Origin of the sequence: Vibrio sp. Hal054, from assembly GCF_037162405.1 — a bacterium.
Lineage (GTDB): Bacteria > Pseudomonadota > Gammaproteobacteria > Enterobacterales > Vibrionaceae > Vibrio > Vibrio diazotrophicus.
In genome coordinates, this window is sequence record NZ_JARLUT010000001.1 from 85229 (window position 1) to 107749 (window position 22521).

The window sequence follows — 22521 nt, forward strand, 5'->3', positions numbered from 1 at the left end:
ATATAAACCGTTCAATCAAAACGGTGGTTGCTGAATATAGTGTACTGTGAATTAAGCTTTGGGATCATAGCTAAACTCGCCCTTTACGATTATTTACGCTTCTTAAACACTGCTTTACATGCCAAGTCGTATTATAAATTTAAGCGCTGCACAGGCAGCCGATTCAAGTCCCAACGAGAAGGAAAAGATTATGAAACTGGCAAAAAAAATGATCCTTGCAGCTATTGTTCTACCAATTACTTTAGGCTCAGCCGCTGTATTTGCAGCTGGTGGGGGTAAAGGTCCGGGTCGCGATTTTGGTGGTGACTGTGGACGTGGTGGCATGATGAACCCAGAAATGTTTTCTCAATTGAATGTCACTCCTGAGCAGAAAGCAAAAATGGCAGAGCTTCGCCTAAAACAACGTGATGCGATGCATGCACAACGCAGTGGCAAACACTCTGAAATGCGCGCTTTGAAACAGCAAGAACGCGATTTGGTGATGTCATCAAACTTCGATGAAGCCGCAGCGAAAAAACTGGCAGAACAAATGGTTCAACTTCGCGCAGAGCAGCGTGTGGCTATGATGCAGCACCGCAACGAGATGATGAACGTGTTAACTGCAGATCAAAAAACAAAACTGGCATCTATTCAACAAGACCGTATGAACGAATGTGTGTTGTTTGGACAAGGTGGTCCTAACGGTCAAGGTGGAAAAGGTGGTCAAGGTCCACGCGGCCAAGGCATGATGCGTGGAGGCCCTCAAGGCCAATCCATGGCACCTATGATGCAATAAGTCACGTATTGAATGCGTGCAGTGATTCAAAGGCAGCTTAGGCTGCCTTTTCTCTTCTGGTTAAACCTGTGACTAATTTTATTCTCAAACAAGCATCCTGAGAGCTTTTAGGTATAATCAATGCATTGTTTGTTAAGGTAAGACGTTATGAAAAAGGAATACGCACGTTTAGTCACCATTGCTGCGTGGACAGCAACCTGTGTTGCTACCTTACTTTTGATCATTAAAGTTGCGGCTTGGTGGGTAACCGGGTCGGTCAGTTTATTGGCATCTCTCATCGACTCAATGTTGGATATCGCCGCTTCTGTGGTAAACCTTGTGGTGTTGCGCTATTCCCTTCAGCCGGCAGACAGAGAACATGCATTTGGTCATGGCAAGGCGGAGTCTTTGGCTGCGCTTGCTCAAGCTATGTTTATCTCTGGTTCGGCCTGTTTCCTCATTCTTAATGGTGTCGATCGCTTTTTCCGCCCGCATGAGTTGCAAACCCCTGAGTACGGTATTTATGTCAGCTTATTGGCGATCATCGTGACCTTTGGTCTGGTGCTTTTTCAGCGTCATGTGGTTAAGAAGACAGGCAGTCAGGCCATTGCTGCGGATTCACTGCATTATCAGTCAGACTTATACATGAATGGCGCGATTATGATTGCATTAGGCCTAAGCTGGTTTGGTGTGACACAAGCTGATGCGGTGTTTGCAATTGGTATCGGCTGTTTTATCCTATTCAGTGCTTACAAAATGGTGCAAGAAGCTATTCAAACGTTACTCGATAGGCAACTTCCTGAAGAGGAAAGAGAACAGATACGTCAGATTTCTCTATCTGTAGAAGGTGTTATGGGGGTTCATGACCTGCGAACTCGCATGTCAGGGCCAGTGAGATTTATTCAGCTACACTTAGAACTGGATGACAAGATGCCTTTGATTGAAGCGCATCGGATTGCAGACGTTGTCGATGACAAATTATGTAAGGCTTTTCCGGGGGCGGATGTCTTGATTCACCAAGATCCGTACTCGTTAATGTTTGGCCCTGAGAGGAAACAAAAACTTCAACCGTGGTAGCGACAAAGCTTGTCAGATCGACTATATTTTTTTGCGGTATGAATAAAATGCATGAATCTGATGTGAATCAACGATGGGATAGTGCAAAACTGTAATACTGTTTCTGGGTAAAAAGCTTTATAGCAGCGCATGCTAAGCAAGTTAGTTCTTCTAACATACAAACATAATTACAAGATTCTGCTGTTCGAATACAATTTCGGGCAGCGCCAAAAATAGCTATACAAATTTCAAAAAATTGAGGGTGATCATGATAAAAAAGATCGGTGTTTTGACTAGTGGTGGCGATGCTCCGGGTATGAACGCGGCAATTCGCGGTGTAGTACGTACAGCGTTAAGCGCAGGCATTGAAGTCTATGGTATCTATGACGGTTACCACGGTCTATATGAAGACCGCATTAAGAAACTTGACCGTTCAAGTGTTTCTGATGTAATCAACCGTGGTGGTACTTTCTTAGGTTCAGCTCGCTTCCCTGAGTTCAAAGAAGTCGCAGTACGTGAAAAAGCTATCGAAAACTTGAAGAAGCACGGTATCGAAGCGCTTGTTGTTATCGGTGGTGATGGTTCGTACATGGGTGCTAAGAAACTGACTGAAATGGGTTACCCATGTATCGGTCTTCCGGGCACAATTGATAACGATATCGCAGGTACTGATTACACTATCGGTTACTTAACAGCACTTAATACTGTTATCGAATCTATTGACCGTCTACGTGATACTTCTTCATCTCACCAACGTATTTCTATCGTAGAAATCATGGGTCGTCATTGTGGTGATTTAACTCTGACATCTGCAATTGCGGGTGGTTGTGAGTACATCATTACTCCTGAAACAGGCTTAGATATGGATAGCCTGATTTCAAACATTCAAGACGGCATCAAAAAAGGTAAGAAGCACGCAATCATTGCTCTTACTGAGTTGATGGTGGATGCAAATGTACTGGCGAAAGAGATCGAGAAAGCAACTAAGCGTGAAACTCGCGCAACCATTCTTGGTCACATCCAACGTGGTGGTAAACCAACAGCGTTTGACCGTGTATTGGCTTCTCGTATGGGTAACTACGCAGTTCACCTATTAATGGAAGGCCACGGTGGTCGTTGTGTTGGTATCCAAAAAGAAGAATTGGTTCACCATGACATCATCGATGCGATTGAAAACATGCGTCGTCCAGTTCGTACAGATCTTTACAAAGTGGCTGAAGAGTTATTCTAAGCAACGTTTGAAGACAAAGATTAAACACAAAAAGACCGCTAGTGCGGTCTTTTTTTATGCTTAATTTTTAGAGAATAATATCGCGAATTTCTGCGTCTTTACGTTCTAAGTAGTGAATCGATTTGATACGACGAATAGTACGGCAACGCCCACGAACCAACAGAGTTTCGGTTGTTGCAATATGGCCTTTACGCGAAATACCTTCTAGCAGATCACCTTTAGTGATACCTGTCGCTGAGAAGATAATATTGTCACTGCGCGCCATATCTTCCATCTTTAGAACTACGTTTGCTTCAACACCCATTTGTTTGCAGCGTTCAAGCTCGCTTGCGCCCCAAATACGGTTGTCTTCTGTGTCACCTTTCACTTGATGACGAGGAAGCAGACGTCCATGCATATCGCCGTCAAGAGCACGAATAACAGCAGCTGAAACCACACCTTCAGGTGCACCGCCGATGCAGTACATTGCATCCACTTCGCTATCTGGCATACATGTCAAAATAGAAGCTGCTACATCGCCGTCTGGCACAGCAAATACACGAACCCCCATTTGCTGCATTTCCGCTATTACCGCGTCGTGACGAGGTTTTGCAAGCGTTGTAACAACAAGCGTATCAAGTGATTTACCTAAAGCTTGAGCAATGTTTTCTAAGTTTTCTTTTAGCGGTTTATTCAGATCGATACAACCTTTCGCACCCGGACCAACAACCAGTTTTTCCATGTACATATCTGGTGCTTTCAAGAAACTGCCTTTTTCGCCAGCCGCAAGTACCGCTAGTGCATTCGATTGTCCCATCGCCGTCATACGAGTGCCTTCGATTGGGTCAACGGCGATATCGACTTCATCACCACCTAAACCAACTTTTTCACCGATGAACAACATAGGAGCATCGTCGATTTCCCCCTCACCAATAACAATTTCGCCTTGGATTTCTGTTTGATTCAGTAGTGTACGCATGACTTCTACGGCTGCGCCATCAGCAGCGTTTTTATCGCCGCGACCAAGCCATTTATAACCTGCTAGTGCAGCACCTTCTGTGACTCGGGAAAAAGCCATTGCTAAATCACGTTTCATTTTCACTCCAACTCAGAACGATAGGGGATAATTTTGGGCGGCATTCTAACATAATAGTAGGAAAACGTTTGCTAATTAGCCTAGCAGAGAGTTGTATTGGATCAAAAGATAGTGAGATTTAACACGTTACTGGGCGTATTCCGATCGAGCTGTAGTCACTTTCTTAGATGAAAGTTAGCGTTAGGTAAAATTGCGCTGTTTTTTTAAGCGAATAGCGAAAAAGATCGAATATAGTGAGTGTTTCTCTGGGCTGGGCTGAGTAGAATGGGGCAATCAGTGACGTTTTGTCCATTGCAACCGAATCAATAAAGGGTAAGTACCATGTCTTTTGAAGTACTAGAACAACTAGAAGCAAAAATTCAAACTGCGGTTGACACAATCGCTCTACTGCAAATGGAAGTTGAAGAGCTTAAAGAAGAGAAGCAAAAGCTAGTTGAAGAAGCGAATGAGTTAAAAGCAAACCACGAAGCTTCTATTCAAAAAGCACAACAAATTCAACAAGAGCACGACCAATGGCAAGAACGCATCCGTAACCTGCTTGGCAAAATGGATGATGTGGAATAAGCCTGCGCTTTTCACAAACAAAAAAACGCCGAAGATTATCGGCGTTTTTTTATGTTTCGAATATCCAGTTAGAACAGCTTTGTTTGATGTTAGCGAGTAGGGCGAACACCTAAAGTATGGCAAAGCGCATAAGTCATTTCTGCACGGTTTAGCGTATAGAAATGGAAGTCCTTTACGCCTTCGCGTGAAAGAACACGAACCATATCGATTGCCTGACTTGCACCTACTAGCTGGCGTGTCACAGGATCATCTTCCAAACCTTCGAATTGTTTTGCCATCCAGCTTGGTACTTTCACATTGTTTTGTGCAGCAAAGCGAGACGCCTGAGCAAAATTAGATACTGGCAGAATACCCGGTACGATTTCCACATCAATGCCAGCCATGACACAACGATCACGAAAACGCAGGTAGCTTTCTACATCGAAGAAGAACTGAGTGATGGCACGGTTCGCACCTGCATCGACTTTGCGTTTCAGGTTCAGTAAATCCGCTTGAGCACTTTTTGCTTCAGGGTGTACTTCTGGAAAAGCCGCTACTGAGATATCAAAATCGTGGCGAGATTTCAGTAACTCAACCAGATCGGATGCGTACATTTCAGGTTTGCCACCGCCAGGAGGAATGTCACCTCGCAGTGCCACAATGTTTTGGATGCCGTTTGCCCAGTAATCATCAGCGATGTTGATCAGTTCTTCACGAGAAGCGTCAATACAGGTCAAGTGTGGCGCAGAAACAAGGCCAGTTTGTTCCTTGATTGCTTTGATGATCGAGTGGGTACGGTCACGTTCACCAGAGTTTGCACCATAGGTTACAGAGACAAACTTTGGTTGAAGAGTTTTTAGACGGTGTACAGAGTTCCACAAGGTTTCTTCCATTTTTTCTGAACTAGGCGGAAAAAACTCAAAAGACACATTAATGTTAGAAAGTTCAGAAATATTCTGATTTAAAGCGTCGATATGGCCTGCGTGTGTGTATCCCATCTTTTTTCTCCTTGTAGCTTGCACTACAAACGCTGATATTCGTTTAAATTAACGTTTAGACGTCTATATGGCTACAGGATGTATTGAATACGTTTTAATGTCAACTTAACTATTATGAATTTTTCTCATGTTGATCGTGAAGCCAATTCAACTCTTTTAAACTCCAAAAGGTGATATTTCATATCAAAAGCCGACAACTTCGAGTGATATTCTGGCTTGAGATAGTTTGCTAGCTATAAACAATAAAACTCGCCAGTTACGGCGAGTTTTATAAAGTTATAAGAAGCTGGAAAGTAGGTTGAGGTCAGACTGAATCGCTCCAGCAGTCACTTCTCGACCTGCCCCAGGCCCGCGAATGACCAGCGGATTGTCTTTATACCAGCGGCTTTCGATGGCGAAAATGTTGTCACAAGGCAATAAGTTCGCCAGTGGGTGATCTTTTTCCAGAGCTTCAACGCCGACGCTTGCTTTACCGTTTTTTTCCAGACGAGCAACATAGCGAAGCACTTTGTCCTGCTTTTGCGCTTTAGCCAGACGCTCAGCTAATCGTTCATTGAGTAACTGACTGTTGTCGAGGAAATCATCCAACGAGATATCGCGCAGTTCTTCTGGAACCAAAGACTCAACGCGAATGCTCTGAGGCTCAACGTCTAGACCGGATTCTCGGGCAAGGATAACCAGCTTACGCATGACGTCTGAACCGTCTAAGTCGTTACGTGGGTCCGGTTCAGTCAGCCCTTGCTGCCATGCGAGATCAACCAGTTCACTAAACGGAATAGAGCCATCGTATTGTTGAAACAGCCAAGACAAAGTGCCAGAGAAAATACCTGACAAGGCAGTAATGTCATCGCCACTCTCTCGTAAATCACGAACAGTGTGGTTGATAGGTAAACCAGCGCCTACCGTTGCGTTGTACAACCAGTGACGGCTGATTTTTGCAAAGGCATCTTTCACTTGGTTGTAGTATTCAGTCGATGCGGAACCCGCTACTTTATTGGCAGAGATAAGGTGCATGCCTTGTTCTGCGATATCCAGATACTGGTTAGCCAGAACTTTACTTGCAGTCACATCCAGCACAATAGCATCGTCGTAGCCTTGCAGTTTGCCAACTTTGTACAGCCAGCTATTGTCCTCATTCGGGATCGCTTCATCGTGGTAACGATTCAGCACTGTCTCAGGGTCTATGCCTTGTGGGTCAAACCAGTAAGTCTGACTGTCCACGACCGCGACCAGTTCAAAGTTCATTCCGCGACGCTTTTCGAGTTCTTCTTTCTGTTCTGCAAACAGCTTCAGCCAGCTAGAACCGATGTTGCCTTTCCCGCATAGAACAAGTGCTACGCGTTTCTGAGCTTGGAAAATCTGGTTGTGTACACCGACGACGAGTTTCTCTACTGGCGCTTGGCGGAGTACCGCCACTAAGCTCAGTTCTGACTCGGCTTCGCAGATAAATTCAACGGGTGCATTTTTCAACTGTTGGTAGAAACCGTAACTGTGATTAGGATTTTTGGTGACGCCAGCACCGACAGCACCGACTAAGGTGTAGCCTTCTCTCAGTTTTATATCTGCAGCAGTCGCAATGTCTTGCAGGTATGACAAAGCACCCGACGCGATCTCTGCGGTATAAGCCAAACGGAGTTTGTGCTGGTCTGCTTGGGCTTCAAATGCGAGAGGTTCAAGTTGCTCGCGTTTTAGCTTCTCAAGTGTCTCATCGTAAATGCGGGCGAAATCATGTCCGTGACCGAATTCCAGTTCAATCAGCAGCACTTCATCCAATGAGGTGATGATTTTAGCACCACGGCCAGAGGCTAATACACGTTCAATTTTGGTTGAACCGGACTCTGGCTTATGGCTACAGCGCAGTTGAAGATCCATTGCACTTTGAGCTACCGGTTGTAATGTGCGGCTGTGTAGCACAGGAGCGGCAAGGCGAGCCAGTTCATTCGCTTCATCTAAACGCAGCAAAGGCAGCAGACAAGCATTCGCTACGATGCGAGGGTCTGCGCTATAAACACCGGCAACGTCACTCCAAATTGTGACACGAGAAACATCGGCTAAAGCACCAATGACTGTTGCTGAGTAGTCAGAGCCATTACGTCCAAGCAGTACAGTATCGCCATTGTCATTCTGCGCCATAAAACCGGTAATCACGATACGATGATGTGCATGCTGCGCCAGTACTTTCTTAATAAGTGGATAAGAGCGTGAGCGATCCACTTCTGGTTGCGTACCTGCTTCTGCACGAAGAAATTCACGAGCGTCTTGAGAAACTGCAGGTAAGCTGTTCTGGTTGAGTAACGCCGCTAACAGACGAGCAGACCATACTTCACCGTGGCCGAGAACAGCGGCTTGCTCCGCTTTTGACAACGGAGCCGTCAGTTCGCCTAAGCGAATGAATTCGCCATTCACTTGCGTCAACAAGTTATCTGCGACTTCACCTTCCAGTAAGTCTTCAACCAATTTGCATTGAAACTGACGCAGTGATTGCAATGTTTCATGGGCCACACGGCCGTCTTTGTTCAATGCTTCTAAAAATGCAATCAAGCGGTTGGTTGTTTTGCCTGCCGCTGAAACAACCACTAAATCTTCAGGTTGTGAGTACTCTTTAAGAATGTTCGCTACGCGTAAATAACATTCAGGATCCGCTAAGCTACTGCCACCAAATTTATGTAGTTGGCGTGAAACCGTCATTAAAACTTCTCCTTAGCTTTGGTAAAGGCCTGATCCAAATCAGCGATGAGATCAGAAGCATCTTCTAAGCCAACCGATAAACGCAATAACAGATGCGAAATACCTGCTTCAGCAAGAGCAGCTTCGCCCATAGCGCGATGAGTCATACTCGCTGGGTGACAAATCAAACTTTCCACACCACCAAGAGATTCAGCGAGTGAGAAGAGTTTTAATTCTCCCACAAAGAATTTTAGTTGATCGAAGCTACCTGCAAATTCAAAACTGAGCATTGAACCAAAACCAAGCTGCTGTTTCTTCGCAATCTCATGCCCTGGGTGCTCTGGTAGGCTAGGGTGGTATATGGTTTTAATCAATGATTGAGATTTCAAATAATCCAAAATTTGCAGAGAGCTTTCTTCATGCACACGCATGCGTGCACCTAGGGTGCGAATACCACGCAGTGTCATATAGCTGTCAAACGGTGTTCCCGTAGCGCCAATACAGTTCCCCCACCAAGCAAGCTCTTCAGCATGAGCCTTGGTTTTACTGATCACGACACCACCAATCACATCTGAGTGACCATTGATAAATTTAGTCGTAGAGTGAATGACAAAATCAGCGCCCAGTGTCAGGGGCTGTTGGTATATAGGGGTTAAGAAAGTATTGTCTACCGCCACTAAAGCACCAACCGCTTTTGCTTGCTGGCAGATTTGTTCGATATCAACCACTCGCACTAGTGGATTAGAAGGTGTTTCTAACAACACCAGTTTTGGTTTTTTCGCCAATGCTGCTGCAAGTGCTTGCTGATCCGATTGATCAACAAACTGAACTTTGAAGTCGCCTTTATTCGAACGGGTGTTGAATAAACGGTAAGTTCCGCCATAGCAATCATGAGGAGCGATAATTAAGTCGTTAGGACTAAGAAACGTTGACGCAAGCAGGTTTAAAGCTGAAGTGCCGCAGTTGGTCACCACTGCACCTTCACCGCTCTCTAATTCGTATAACGCTTTTTCTAGCAGACCTCTGTTAGGGTTGCCAGAGCGGGTATAGTCATATTGTGGAACTTCGCCAAACGCAGGAAAGCCGTAGTTAGTCGAGAGATAAATGGGTGGAACGACCGCGTGGTATTGAGTATCTGATTCGATTCCGGTACGAACTGCGATGGTAGCTGACTTACGTTTGGTCATGAGTGTTTCCTTTCCTAAGACTCTTAAATATACCCGTCCTATTTGAAGCTGCATTGTTGCTGACTCGCTTGTCACTTAACTGCAACTACAATTAGTTTGTGTATAGACATCCAAATTTACAGTAAGAATACATGTGTTCGTCTATATTGGGGAATTGCATCATACTTTACTTATCTTATTTAAAGACGTCAACACTTCTAGACGTCTATATGTCTTTGCTTATGGCGGTAAATCCCGCTAAAATCTAGCCTTTGGAATTATTACTCGAATTCGAACAATGAAGGTGCGCAATGGCAGACTGGAACGGTGAATATATTAGCCCCTATGCAGAGCATGGGAAGAAAAGTGAGCAGGTGAAAAAAATTACCGTATCAATTCCTCTTAAGGTATTGAAAATTCTCACAGATGAGCGTACTCGCCGCCAAATCAATAACCTGCGTCATGCGACCAACAGTGAGCTTTTATGTGAGGCGTTTTTGCACGCATATACAGGCCAGCCGCTACCAACGGATGAAGACCTGCGTAAAGACCGTCCGGATGATATTCCAGCTGAAGTGAAAGCGTTAATGACTGAAATGGGTATCGAATTCGAGGCTTACGACGACTAATTGTTGTCGATAATCTGTTTTTACGCCTAATTGTGCAGATAGATATAAAAAGCCCTGATACGAATCAGGGCTTTTTTGATGCAATGCATTAGCAAGTGGCATTAGCGAGTAATTAAACCACTAGGCTCAAAACTAGTTCGCCATGTAGTTTTCTGGCATCTCGATACGTGCAACACCAGAATCAATAGCCGCTTGAGCCACAGCTCTTGCCACACGAGGAAGTAAGCGTGGGTCCATTGGTTTAGGAATAATGTATTCTGTGCCAAAACTTAATGTATCAACACCAGCGGCTTTTAACACTTCTTCAGGCACAGGCTCTTTCGCTAACTCGCGAATGGCTGCAACTGCTGCCAGTTTCATTTCATCGTTGATCACTTTCGCGCGCACGTCTAACGCACCACGGAAAATAAATGGGAAACAAAGCACGTTGTTAACTTGGTTTGGATAGTCGCTTCGGCCTGTACCCATAATCAAATCGTCACGCACAGCATGGGCCAGTGCAGGTTTGATTTCTGGATCTGGGTTTGAACAAGCAAACACTACAGGTTTATCCGCCATCAATTTGAGTTCATCAGCCGTCAGTAGGTTAGGGCCTGAAACGCCTAAGAACAGATCAGCGCCTTTAATCACATCTTCCAACGTACGTTTGTCTGTGTTATTGGCAAATAACTGTTTGTATTCATTGATGTCATCGCGACGAGTGTGGATGACACCTTTACGGTCAAGCATGTAGATTTTTTCACGCATAGCACCACATTTAATCAGCAGCTCCATACACGCGACGGCCGCTGCACCTGCGCCTAGACAAACAATAGTACATTCGTTGAGTTCTTTGCCTTGCAGTTCAATAGCGTTAAGCATGCCTGCGGCCGTAACAATCGCAGTACCGTGTTGGTCATCGTGGAAGACGGGCACATCACAACGTTCAATCAGGCGACGTTCAATTTCAAAACAGTCAGGTGCTTTAATATCTTCTAGGTTGATACCGCCAAAGGTATCGGCAATGTTGGCTACGGTATCAACAAACTCATCGATAGTGCGGTGTTTTACTTGGATATCGATGGAATCTAGGTTTGCAAAACGTTTGAAGAGCAAAGCTTTACCTTCCATAACAGGCTTTGAAGCCATCGGTCCAAGATTACCTAAACCAAGAATGGCGGTACCGTTAGAAATAACGGCGACGGTATTGCCTTTTGCTGTGTATTTATAAACGTTATCAACGTTCTGTGCGATTTCGCGAACAGGTTCTGCAACACCAGGGCTGTAGGCTAGTGCTAAGTCTTTTGCTGAATCTGCTGGTTTTGTGAGAGCGATGGCAATTTTGCCTGGAATTGGCAGAGCGTGGTAGTCGAGGGCTTGCTGACGAAAAGCTTCTTCCTCGTTGAGTTCATGGCGATCATTATTGGACATTTGGTGGAGCCTTATTGTTTTTGTTAAGGCCACTCATTCTAGAGTATGTCAATGGATCTTCATAGTTATGATAAGTGAGAAATATAGCTCCTAAGACCAGATTATTGAGTTCGACATGTGTCTGGTTGAAGAAAGCGAAAACTAAAAAGGACGCCGTAGCGTCCTTTTTTAAATCTTTGCGTAAAGTAAAATTACTTCTTGCTAGATAGAGCGCCGAAACGCTTGTTGAAGCGATCAACACGACCACCAGTATCAACGATACGTTGCTTACCAGAGTAGAATGGGTGGCATTTGTCACATACGTCTAGGTGCATTGAATCTTTACCTAGAGTAGATTTGAAAACGAAAGAGTTGCCACAAGAGCAAGTCGCGTTTACTTCTTTGTATTCTGGGTGGATACCAGTTTTCATGGGATAACCTCAAATTAGGCCGTGTCGCTATCCGAATCTGAGCCGGACACCACACGTAAATTAATAAATAATTGGTGACACTTGAAGAGCGTTCTTACAAGCGTCTCGTCAAGGCGCGATATATTAATGAATCCTGAGTTACTGATCAACCGCTTTCGCTGTTATTTTCACCACTTTAGTTGCTCGAATTTAACGGCGTCATCCAGTAGACTGTATTTTCTCTGATTTTTACCCTCTAAAGTAATTATGCGCCCAACGATAGCTCGTGTTGCACTACCTGTACCGTTAGACAAACAGTTTGATTATCTCATTCCAAGTCATCTGTTTCCGATTATTGGTGGGCGAGTATCTGTGCCTTTCGGCCGTCAAACATTGGTGGGGGTTGTAACGGAATTCGCGCAGGAGTCGGGGTTCTCAGCAGATCAGCTTAAATCGATCAAAGAAGTCTTAGATTCTCAACCGCTGTGGTCAGATACACTCTATTCACTCTTAAAGTGGTGTAGTCAGTTTTATCAGTTTCCTCTGGGCGACACTCTTGCTAATGCGATGCCGAGCGCGTTACGAAAAGGAAAGCCCGCAGATTTTGCCAGTAGTAAAGAGTGGCAGATAACCCCTAGCGGTCGAGATCAAATGATGCAAGGCTTTGGCCGAGCCTTCAAACAGGCTCAGGTGATGAATCTTCTTGCATCTGGTCCTGTGTCTCACTCTACACTGCTAGAAGAAGAAGTCAGTGCAACCACGCTTAAAACTTTGCAAGAGAAGGGGTGGATAGAGGTTAGTGAGCATAAGCCGCAATTCAAAGCCTGGCCTAAGCAGATTGAAGCGGATGTTGAAAAGCCGAAATTAAACCAAGAACAAGCTATCGCGATTGCTTCGGTTAATAGCAATAAAGGTTTTGGCTGTTATCTGTTGGAAGGGGTTACTGGTTCAGGTAAAACAGAGGTTTACCTCAATTTGATTAAACCTGTACTGGAACAAGGAAAACAGGCTCTAGTGCTTGTGCCGGAGATCGGTTTAACACCACAAACCATCAACCGCTTTAGAAAGCGTTTTAATGTGCCGGTTGAGGTGGTGCACTCAGGGCTTAATGATACTGAGCGTTTGAATGCGTGGTTATCGGCGCGGGATAAGGTCGCTGGGATTGTGATAGGTACACGCTCAGCGTTGTTAACGCCGTTCGCTTCACTTGGCATTATTATTGTCGATGAAGAGCATGACAGCTCGTATAAGCAGCAGGATAGCCTCCGTTACCATGCTCGCGATGTCGCAGTGATGCGTGCCAACCAAGAACAGATTCCGATTGTATTAGGCTCTGCAACGCCAGCGTTAGAAACATTACATAATGCGTTAACGGGTAAATATCATCATTTGCAACTGACTGAACGAGCAGGGGTGGCTGTACCCACTCGCAACCGTGTACTGGATGTAAAAGGTTTATATTTGGAAAGCGGTTTATCTGCCCCTTTGATTGCAGACATGCGCCGTCATCTGTCGGCAGGTAACCAAGTTCTGCTGTTTCTCAATCGTCGTGGTTTTTCACCCGCTTTGATGTGCCACGAATGCGGCTGGATTGCAGACTGTCAGCGTTGTGACGCTTATTACACCTTCCACCAGTACAGTAATGAAATGCGCTGTCACCATTGCGGCTCACAGCGACCCGTTGTGCATCAGTGTCAAAGTTGTGGTTCAACCCAGTTAGTAACCGTTGGGGTTGGTACGGAGCAGTTAGAGAAGCAACTGGCGGAGCTATTTCCTGATTACAAAACCATTCGTATTGACCGAGACAGTACTCGCCGAAAAGGCAGTTTAGAGTCGGCATTACAGTCGATACGTAAAGGCGAGTATAAGATTTTAATTGGCACTCAAATGCTGGCGAAAGGTCATCACTTTCCGGATGTGACTTTGGTGGCGCTGCTGGATGTGGACGGCTCGCTTTACAGCAGTGATTTTCGAGCGTCTGAGAGACTCGCTCAGTTATTTATTCAGGTAGCAGGACGAGCAGGACGAGCAAGTAAACCCGGTGAAGTGATATTGCAAACGCACCATCCTGAACACAGTCTTTTGCAGGATCTTCTGCAACGTGACTATCACCATTTCGCTTTGACTGCTTTGGCTGAGCGCAAACTGGCAATGCTACCTCCATACACGTATTTAACCTTGTTCCGAGCGGAAGCGAATCAATCGCAAATGGTGGAAGATTTCTTGCGTCAGGTGCGGCAAACGTTGGAAGCACATCCATTGTTTGATCAACACTGTATGGTGTTAGGGCCAACCCCCGCGCCTTTGGCCAAACGTGCAGGGAAATATCGCTGGCAACTTCTTTTGCAAACGGAAGCTCGATCGGTGATGCAAAAATTGTTGATGAGCGCTAAACCTGCTATTTCAATGCTGCCGTTGGCGAGCAAAGTTCGTTGGACTCTGGACATAGAGCCTCAAGATTTAAGCTAATTTCGGCAGTTTATAATGGCTTAAAATAGTGAGCTGAATATGCTGTACTATATAAAGATTCTCTAATGTGATAAAAATCACGCTTGTAGTGCAATATTTGTTAATTTGACCGTAACTTTCTGCTTAGAAATGAATAGACTAACGGTACAATTTCCTCAGTGAATCGTTTTCGTTTTGTGAAATGTATTTTTCTCACTGGAAGGCTAGGTGTGTATCCCACAACTTATACGCCATTAACATAATTACAAAAGGTGTTTTAAGCGTAGTTTGCTTAAGCATCACAAAGGAATAGAAAAGAGGGCTATTTAACATGGCGACAATGAAGGATGTTGCCCAGCTTGCTGGCGTATCGACCGCGACGGTGTCGCGGGCTCTGATGAATCCTGAGAAAGTATCGTCTTCGACTCGCAAACGCGTAGAAGAAGCGGTTTTAGAAGCTGGCTATTCACCGAATTCTTTGGCGAGAAATCTGCGTCGAAATGAGTCGAAAACGATCGTAGCGATTGTCCCGGATATTTGTGATCCTTATTTCACAGAAATTATTCGTGGTATTGAAGATGCGGCAATGGAGCACGGATATCTTGTTTTACTGGGGGATAGTGGTCAGCAAAAGAAACGTGAAAGCTCATTTGTTAATCTAGTTTTCACCAAACAAGCGGACGGAATGCTGTTACTAGGTACAGATTTACCATTTGATGTGAGTAAGCCTGAACAGAAAAATCTTCCACCAATGGTGATGGCTTGTGAATTTGCTCCGGAACTGGAGTTACCAACGGTTCACATTGATAACCTAACCTCTGCATTTGAAGCTGTAAATTATTTGACTCAGCTTGGACATAAGCGAATTGCTCAAATCTCTGGTCCAGAAAGTGCGACACTTTGCCAATTCCGTCATCAAGGTTACCAACAAGCACTGCGTAGAGCGGGTATCACTATGAATCCGACTTATACAACTTATGGTGATTTCACTTTTGAGTCAGGGGTGAAGGCTGTACGTCAGTTACTTTCATTACCAGACGCTCCAACTGCCATCTTCTGTCACAACGACACTATGGCAATTGGTGCCATGCAGGAAGCTAAGCGCTTAGGTTTGCGTATTCCTCGTGACCTTTCTGTGGTCGGATTCGATGACATCCAGTTCTCACAATACTGTGATCCACCGTTGACGACGATTTCTCAGCCTCGTTATGAAATTGGCCGACAAGCCATGTTAATGATGCTGGAGCTATTGCGTGGTCATGACGTGCAAGCGGGTTCTCGCCTATTAGAAACCCATTTGATTGTGCGTGAGAGTGCTGCACCTCCTCGTTCTCACTGAAATTAATAAGATGAATGGCAGTACGAAAGACAGTACTGCCCTGAATACTCTGTTAACTCGCTTTAAACTGCTTTAACATGTGGGCAGATTTTATAACTATTGAACATTTCCAGTGGCTAATAAAGATTATGTAAGACGCGGTCGTAGTCAGAAAAAGCCGGCCCCTAAGAAAACAACATCTCGTCGTAAACCTTGGCGTAGTGGACTTATTGCAATCGTGTTAGTTGGACTTCTCGGTTACGGTTTATATACCTTAAGCAATGATCCTGAGCCGAAGAAACCAGTTGTGGTGAAAACTGAACCTAAGCCAAAACCAAAGAAAACGGAGACCATTCCACCACCTCCAACCGAGAAGTGGGATTATGTGGATACTCTGCCAAAACGCGAAATTGAAGTGATACCGAAAGAACAAGAAGTCTCAGACATTCCATATATCATGCAGTGCGGCGCATATAAGAATATGCAGCAAGCAGAATCACGGAAGCTGGATATCGCATTCCAGGGTATCAACAGTAAAATTCGTAAGAAAGAAGACAGCAGTTGGTTCCGAGTTGTGTTAGGTCCTTACAAGTTTAAGCGTGATGCTGAACGTGATAAACACAAACTGCAGCGAGCGAAAATCGAGCCTTGCGCAATCTGGAAAGAGCGGCAGTAAATTCTTTCACTGAAATTTGACCTGTAAAAATTTAGAAGACGCCCAGTCAGTTAGCGACAAAAGTTAACAATGATCTGGGCGTTTTGCTTTCTCTCTCCCTTGATTTTTTTCCTCTTATCCTCATATAACTTGCATCTCCATCGTGAAAATAATTAAGAGGCCCTCTCGTGACTACCATCGTATCTGTACGTCGTAACAATAAAGTTGTCATCGCAGGTGACGGGCAAGTATCGCTCGGTAATACAGTAATGAAAGGCAACGCGAAGAAAGTTCGTCGTTTGTACAACAATAAAGTATTAGCTGGTTTTGCAGGCGGTACAGCGGATGCGTTTACACTATTTGAACGCTTTGAAAGCAAGCTGCAAATGCACCAAGGTCATTTAACTAAAGCTGCGGTTGAGCTGGCAAAAGATTGGCGTAGCGACCGTGCATTACGTCGTTTAGAAGCCATTTTGGCGGTTGCCGATGAAACGGCATCTTTGATCATTACAGGTAACGGTGATGTGGTTCAGCCTGAGCATGATTTAATTGCTATTGGTTCCGGTGGCAATTTTGCACAAGCCGCCGCGATTGCATTGATTGAGAATACCGATTTAGACGCACGCTCAATTGCGGAAAAAGCGTTAAATATTGCTGGCGATATTTGTGTCTTCACCAACCATCATCACACCATCGAAGAGCTGGAAATTCCACAAGAGCTCATCGCTAAAGACCAAGCATAAAACAGTGTGATTAGAATTAAAGGAATTCATTATGTCTGAAATGACTCCTCGTGAAATTGTTCATGAACTTAACCGCCATATCATCGGTCAAGATAAAGCTAAGCGCGCTGTAGCGATCGCTCTTCGTAACCGCTGGCGTCGTATGCAGCTTGAAGAGAGCTTGCGCGTAGAAGTAACACCAAAAAACATTTTAATGATTGGCCCTACGGGTGTAGGTAAAACAGAGATTGCTCGTCGTTTAGCGAAGCTGGCGAATGCCCCTTTCATTAAAGTAGAAGCCACTAAATTCACAGAAGTGGGTTATGTAGGTAAAGAAGTTGAAACAATTATCCGTGACCTGACGGATGTGGCGGTAAAACTGACTCATCAACAAGCGACTGAAAAAGTAAAATTCCGTGCTGAAGAACTAGCAGAAGAGCGCATTTTGGATGCACTTCTTCCACCTGCCCGTGACGCTTGGGGCAAAGCTGAGCAAAGTGAAGAGAGTTCAAATACTCGTCAGGTATTCCGTAAGAAATTACGCGAAGGTAAGTTAGACGACAAAGAAATTGAGTTAGACGTTGCTGTACCTCAAATGGGCGTGGAAATCATGGCGCCTCCGGGTATGGAAGAGATGACTAACCAGCTACAGGGTATGTTCCAGAACTTAGCGGGTAACACTAAGAAGAAACGTAAACTGAAAATCAAAGATGCCTTTAAAGCGTTAACGGAAGAAGAAGCGTCGAAACTGGTTAACCAAGACGAGTTGAAAGAGCAAGCGATCTACAGCGTTGAAAACAACGGTATCGTGTTTATTGATGAGATCGATAAAATCTGTAAACGCGGTGAAGTGTCTGGTCCAGATGTTTCTCGTGAAGGTGTTCAACGTGACTTACTGCCTCTTATCGAAGGTAGCACGGTCTCTACTAAGCACGGTATGGTGCGAACTGACCACATCCTGTTTATTGCTTCAGGTGCATTCCAAGTGGCAAAACCGTCGGATCTGATCCCAGAGTTGCAAGGTCGTCTGCCAATTCGTGTCGAACTTGAAGCGCTTTCGAGTGATGACTTCAAACGCATACTTACTGAGCCTAAAGCGTCATTGAGCGAACAATACATCGCTCTGATGAAAACGGAAGAGGTGGATGTTGAGTTTACCGAAGACGGTATTAAACAAATCGCTGAAGCTGCGTGGCAAGTGAATGAAACTACCGAGAACATCGGTGCTCGCCGTCTGCATACGGTGATGGAGCGTCTGATGGACGAAATCTCATTCGATGCAACGGATAAGTCGGGGTCATCGCTAACCATTGATTCGACTTACGTGAAGAGCAAACTCGGTGAGTTAGTTGCCGACGAAGATTTAAGTCGCTTCATTCTGTAAACCCCAAAAGCCCGCTGATATCGAAGCGGGCTTTTTTACAACTAGCCATTTCTCGTTCTGAGCCAAGGGTACTGAGCCCGCTGACACCGTATGCGCTTTGGGTATATACTGGCAACATTGTTTGAACTACTTAGCATAATCATGAATAACTCTCTGCAAATATGGTTTGATGCTGCGCGACCGAAAACACTTCCTCTCGCATTAGTATCGATTTTTACCGGAAGTGCTTTAGCTTTTTCTTCTGGACACTTCTCTTTGCCGATCGCTCTTCTGGCGCTGCTGACCGCGACTCTATTGCAGATTTTATCGAACTTAGCCAACGACTATGGTGATGCTGTTAAAGGGACTGATAACGAAAAACGTATCGGCCCGATGCGCGCTATACAGTCTGGTGCTGTGAGTTTGAGTGACATGAAGAAAGCCATTGCTATCAATGTATTTATGACGGTTGTGGCTGGGTTGATGCTGGTTTTTTATGCTCTGGATAGTCTGCAAAGCATCCTTGCATTTATTGGTTTAGGCGTGCTGGCTATGTTGGCAGCGATTGCTTATACCGTCGGAAACAAACCTTATGGTTACCTGGGACTAGGCGATTTATCGGTTTTCCTGTTCTTCGGTTTACTGGGCGTGTCTGGGACATATTTTCTTCACACTGGCAATATAGACTGGAGTCTGTTTTTACCGTCACTCGGTTGTGGTTTGATGGCGGTTGCGGTGCTTAATGTCAACAACATGCGAGACATCGAGAATGATGCTGAGTGTGGCAAACGCACGGTTCCTGTTCGTTTAGGGCAGATGAGAGCAAAGAAATATCACTTCCTGCTTTTATCAGGTGCGGTGATTGCTTTCGGCGCTTATCTCCTTATGCAAGGTAAGCCGCTGTGGATTAGCTTGCCGTTCTTACTCAGCCTGATTTTTGTGGCGAAACATGGACGAGATGTGTGGCAAAGTGAAAAGCCTGCACAGATCGCACCTATGCTACCTGTGATAGTAAAGTGTTCTTTGATTACTAACTTATTGTTTGTTGGCGTGGTTATCGCTCAAACTCTGACAAGTTAATTTGCGCTGTATCATTGCATTGGCTTCATCACCCGATATACTCGTTGGAAGACTTTTCGTAAAGAGAGCAAGGCTATGGAATACAACACCTCTGCACTATGTGATATCTACATCGATCAAGTTGATGTGGTAGAACCTATGTTTAGTAACTTTGGTGGTCGCGCATCGTTTGCAGGCCAAATCACAACAGTGAAGTGTTTTGAAGACAATGGGCTGATTCGTGAAACACTGGAGCAAGATGGTGTGGGACGCGTGCTGCTTATTGACGGTGGCGGTTCACTGCGTCGTGCTTTGATTGATGCTGAGTTAGCAGCGCTTGCGGAAGAAAATGAGTGGGAAGGTATCGTTGTTTACGGTTGTGTCCGCGAAGTGGACGAACTGGAAGACATGAGCATCGGTATTCAAGCTATGGCTGCAATTCCAGTAGGCGCAAATAGCCAAGGTATTGGTGAAGTGGATGTTCCGGTGAATTTCGGCGGTGTAACTTTCCTGCCTGAAGACTACCTGTATGCCGACAATACTGGCGTAATCCTTTCTCAAGAGCCACTAAACGTCGATCTTGATACTGAAGAAGACGTTATTGAAGAAGATGATATTTTGTAATCTTCAACGATAAAAACAACAAAGCCGATGCCCATGCATCGGCTTTGTTGTTTTACCGCTGAGCCTAACGGCGATAAAAGATTTTAAGACGCTGAGTTTTCGCTTGGCGAAGCTTCAACGCAATGCGTTTTTCTCAGCCAAAGCGCGTAGAGATAGCCCAGTAATCCACCCGCAATGTTCCCTGCCGCAATCCCGATAAATAGCCCTTCAATGCCATAAATTTCAGAACCTATCCAAGCTACTGGAAGTGTGAACACAAACAGACGCATAAAACTCCACTGGAATGCTTTAATTGGTAAATGAAGAGCATTGAGGGCAGAGATAAGCATCATAACCACCCCTTGGAAGCCGTAACTGAAAGGGACTACGAGCAGGTAGTGCCAAAGCAAATCCTGAACCGCTGCTTCTTGAGAAAACAGTTTTGAAAGTGGAATGCTTAGCGGCACCATCATGACAAATATCATTAACTGGAAAAGCAGAGAAAACCGCAGACTGATGAATAGTCCAGCGAAACTTCGAGTGGGGTTATTCGCACCTAGATTCTGCGCCATAAAAGGCGTCAGAGAAGAAGTCAGAGACATCAACACCAGAATCAGAATCGATTCAATTCTCTGCGCTGCACCGTAAGCCGCCACAGCCGCTGTACCATGGCTAGAAAGCATCATCATGAGTAATGCCCCAGAGATTGGATTCATCGCTGTTGAGAGCGCAGCAGGCGTCCCTATCTTCAAGATTTGATTCCAATCTTTGTACAAACTCGGGAAGTGCGGAACAGCGAGTAATTTCACTCGCTTAATCAGCACATAGAAAGAGCAAATCAGAGCGCCCAGCCAAGAAAACGCACTTGAAATGGCAGCACCTTGGATTCCTAACTCAGGAAACGGCCCATAACCAAAAATAAGCAGCGGGTCTAATACGCCGTTGATTATGCCCGCCAACATCATGATCTTCGCCGGTGTTTTGGTATCACCTGTTGCTCGAATGACGCTGTTCCCTGTCATAGGAACAACCAAAAGAGGAATCGTGAGATACCACACCTGCATGTATTGCTCGATCAAAGGGATAAGCTCTTGCTTTGCCCCGAGCAATAAGAACAGCGGCTCTATGGTGATAAAACCAATTGAAGAGGCGACGATAACTAAAACGACAGCCAGCAGAATGCCGTGGCTGGAGAAGCGAGCAGCATTGTTTGCAGAGCCTTGGCCGAGTAATCGCCCGATATTGGTGGATAAACCAATACCGATGCCCATGGTAATACAGTTGACGACAAAGGTGACCGGAAAGGTATAACTGATCGCAGCCAGCGCTTCTGTACCCAGTAAGGAGATAAAAAAGGTATCGACTAGGTTGAACATCAGTATCGCAACTAAGCCGAATATCATCGGTACCGTCATTTGACGCAATACAGTGGGAATGGGCGCAGAAAGCAGGCCGTGTTTATCGTGCATAAAGACAACAGGTTGGCGATAAAGTAGTTGCTAGAATACTCTATCTTGGCGTTATGGACTACCCAGTCGGTTGCGTGTTGCGGGGATATGAAAAAGGCCAGCAATGCTGGCCTTAGGTATTTTTAAAGCTTTGATTAAGCTTTTGCTGCCGCTGCTGCTTTAGCAATTGCTGCGAAGCTCTTAGCATCTAGAGATGCACCACCAACTAGAGCACCGTCGATGTCTGGTTGAGAGAAGTAAGCTTCAGCGTTTTCTGGCTTAACAGAACCGCCGTATTGGATGATTACTTGCTCAGCTACTGCTGCATCTTTAGCTGCGATTAGCGCGCGGATAGAAGCGTGGATGCGTTGTGCATCTTCTGCAGTTGCTGCTTTACCAGTACCGATAGCCCAGATTGGTTCGTAAGCGATGATTGCACCGTTTAGCGCTTCAACACCGTATGCATCGATAACAGCATTGATTTGACGAGCACATACAGCCTCAGTTTCACCAGCTTCGTTTTGAGCTTCAGATTCACCGATACAGAAAACAGGTTTTAGACCGTTCTCTTTTAGGAATGCGAATTTCTTAGCAATGAACTCATCAGATTCGTTGTGGTATTCACGACGCTCTGAGTGACCGATGATGATGTGTGTAGCACCGAAATCTTTCAGCATCGCTGGAGACATATCACCAGTGAAAGCACCGCTGTTGTTTAGGTCAGTGTTTTGTGCACCTAGGATGATTTTGTTGCCACCTTCAGCGATTAGACGCTCAGCTAGATCGATGTAAAGCGCTGGTGGAGCGATAGCTACGTCAACACCCGTTACACCTTCAAGTTCAGCATTAAGGCCATTTAGCAGCTCAGTTACCATTGCTTTGCTGCCATTTAGTTTCCAGTTACCCATTACGACAGGACGACGCATAGAAAGATCTCCAATATCTAAAAAATGAAAGTCTATAAAAATATAAACGAAATGTGATTGC

The 22521-nt window shown here is 45.1% G+C and carries 20 protein-coding genes; 12 read left to right on the forward strand and 8 right to left on the reverse strand.

Features of this window, described 5'->3' with window-relative positions; translation table 11 throughout:
- Positions 1-190: 190 nt before the first annotated feature.
- The 3 genes from P4S58_RS00370 to pfkA all read left to right on the forward strand — a co-directional run bounded on the left by P4S58_RS00370 (position 191) and on the right by pfkA (position 3041).
- Positions 191-775: a CpxP family protein gene (locus P4S58_RS00370; RefSeq protein WP_180980128.1), complete on the forward strand. Its 585-nt coding sequence runs from the start codon at positions 191-193 to the stop codon at positions 773-775.
- Positions 776-922: 147 nt separating this feature from the next.
- Positions 923-1831 carry a CDF family cation-efflux transporter FieF gene (gene fieF / locus P4S58_RS00375; RefSeq protein WP_042484942.1) on the forward strand — a complete coding sequence of 303 codons (909 nt, stop codon included), beginning with the start codon at positions 923-925 and terminating at the stop codon, positions 1829-1831.
- A gap of 247 nt (positions 1832-2078) precedes the next feature.
- The gene (pfkA, locus tag P4S58_RS00380; protein ID WP_102962829.1) at positions 2079-3041 is read left to right on the forward strand and encodes a 6-phosphofructokinase; all 963 of its coding nucleotides are present in this window, start codon (positions 2079-2081) and stop codon (positions 3039-3041) included.
- Positions 3042-3108: 67 nt separating this feature from the next.
- Here the strand turns inward: pfkA and glpX are convergent, their stop codons facing one another.
- On the reverse strand, positions 3109-4116 hold the full coding sequence (glpX, locus tag P4S58_RS00385) for a class II fructose-bisphosphatase (protein WP_042484947.1): 1008 nt from the start codon (positions 4114-4116) through the stop codon (positions 3109-3111).
- Positions 4117-4437: 321 nt separating this feature from the next.
- Here glpX and zapB point away from each other — a divergent pair, with 321 nt between their 5' ends.
- Entirely contained in the window at positions 4438-4680 is a 243-nt protein-coding gene (zapB, locus tag P4S58_RS00390) for a cell division protein ZapB (protein WP_042484949.1), read from the forward strand.
- 89 nt (positions 4681-4769) lie between these two features.
- On the opposite strand, the gene metF is transcribed toward zapB, so the two are convergent.
- From metF to P4S58_RS00405, 3 genes are all read right to left on the reverse strand, one after another.
- Positions 4770-5657 (reverse strand): methylenetetrahydrofolate reductase, encoded by an 888-nt coding sequence (metF, locus tag P4S58_RS00395; protein ID WP_102962830.1) that lies wholly within the window; start codon positions 5655-5657, stop codon positions 4770-4772.
- Positions 5658-5933: 276 nt separating this feature from the next.
- Positions 5934-8345, reverse strand: coding sequence for a bifunctional aspartate kinase/homoserine dehydrogenase II (locus P4S58_RS00400; protein ID WP_102987287.1), 2412 nt, complete (start codon positions 8343-8345; stop codon positions 5934-5936).
- Complete coding sequence (locus P4S58_RS00405; protein WP_102962832.1) at positions 8345-9511, reverse strand: O-succinylhomoserine (thiol)-lyase; 1167 nt, start codon at positions 9509-9511, stop codon at positions 8345-8347. The genes P4S58_RS00400 and P4S58_RS00405 overlap by 1 nt, the downstream gene beginning before the upstream one ends.
- 290 nt (positions 9512-9801) lie before the next feature.
- On the opposite strand from P4S58_RS00405, the gene metJ reads away from it, so the two are divergent.
- The gene (gene metJ / locus P4S58_RS00410) at positions 9802-10119 is read left to right on the forward strand and encodes a met regulon transcriptional regulator MetJ (protein ID WP_042484962.1); all 318 of its coding nucleotides are present in this window, start codon (positions 9802-9804) and stop codon (positions 10117-10119) included.
- A 132-nt stretch (positions 10120-10251) separates the two neighbouring features.
- Here metJ and P4S58_RS00415 read toward each other — a convergent pair whose 3' ends face one another.
- Together P4S58_RS00415 and rpmE are read right to left on the reverse strand one after the other, a co-directional pair.
- Positions 10252-11529 carry a malic enzyme-like NAD(P)-binding protein gene (locus P4S58_RS00415; protein ID WP_042484965.1) on the reverse strand — a complete coding sequence of 426 codons (1278 nt, stop codon included), beginning with the start codon at positions 11527-11529 and terminating at the stop codon, positions 10252-10254.
- Between the two features lie 191 nt (positions 11530-11720).
- Positions 11721-11939, reverse strand: coding sequence for a 50S ribosomal protein L31 (rpmE, locus tag P4S58_RS00420; RefSeq protein ID WP_042484967.1), 219 nt, complete (start codon positions 11937-11939; stop codon positions 11721-11723).
- Between the two features lie 246 nt (positions 11940-12185).
- On the opposite strand from rpmE, the gene priA reads away from it, so the two are divergent.
- The 7 genes from priA (at position 12186) to rraA (ending at position 20107) form a co-directional block, all read left to right on the forward strand.
- Positions 12186-14387, forward strand: a complete 2202-nt coding sequence (gene priA / locus P4S58_RS00425) for a primosomal protein N' (protein ID WP_102962833.1) — start codon at positions 12186-12188, stop codon at positions 14385-14387.
- A gap of 310 nt (positions 14388-14697) precedes the next feature.
- Positions 14698-15705: a DNA-binding transcriptional regulator CytR gene (cytR, locus tag P4S58_RS00430; RefSeq protein ID WP_042484975.1), complete on the forward strand. Its 1008-nt coding sequence runs from the start codon at positions 14698-14700 to the stop codon at positions 15703-15705.
- 112 nt (positions 15706-15817) lie between these two features.
- Positions 15818-16360 (forward strand): cell division protein FtsN, encoded by a 543-nt coding sequence (gene ftsN / locus P4S58_RS00435; protein ID WP_102962834.1) that lies wholly within the window; start codon positions 15818-15820, stop codon positions 16358-16360.
- 167 nt (positions 16361-16527) lie between these two features.
- Positions 16528-17082 (forward strand): ATP-dependent protease subunit HslV, encoded by a 555-nt coding sequence (gene hslV / locus P4S58_RS00440; RefSeq protein ID WP_102941223.1) that lies wholly within the window; start codon positions 16528-16530, stop codon positions 17080-17082.
- Positions 17083-17113: 31 nt separating this feature from the next.
- Positions 17114-18445 (forward strand): HslU--HslV peptidase ATPase subunit, encoded by a 1332-nt coding sequence (hslU, locus tag P4S58_RS00445; RefSeq protein WP_102962835.1) that lies wholly within the window; start codon positions 17114-17116, stop codon positions 18443-18445.
- A 141-nt stretch (positions 18446-18586) separates the two neighbouring features.
- Complete coding sequence (locus P4S58_RS00450) at positions 18587-19504, forward strand: 1,4-dihydroxy-2-naphthoate polyprenyltransferase (protein WP_042485422.1); 918 nt, start codon at positions 18587-18589, stop codon at positions 19502-19504.
- A 75-nt stretch (positions 19505-19579) separates the two neighbouring features.
- A complete protein-coding gene (rraA, locus tag P4S58_RS00455; protein WP_102953952.1) occupies positions 19580-20107 on the forward strand; it encodes a ribonuclease E activity regulator RraA in 528 nt (175 codons plus the stop codon).
- 83 nt (positions 20108-20190) lie between these two features.
- Here rraA and P4S58_RS00460 read toward each other — a convergent pair whose 3' ends face one another.
- Entirely contained in the window at positions 20191-21555 is a 1365-nt protein-coding gene (locus tag P4S58_RS00460; RefSeq protein WP_102962836.1) for an MATE family efflux transporter, read from the reverse strand.
- Positions 21556-21689: 134 nt separating this feature from the next.
- Positions 21690-22460, reverse strand: coding sequence for a triose-phosphate isomerase (gene tpiA, locus P4S58_RS00465; protein WP_042484993.1), 771 nt, complete (start codon positions 22458-22460; stop codon positions 21690-21692).
- Positions 22461-22521: the final 61 nt, after the last annotated feature.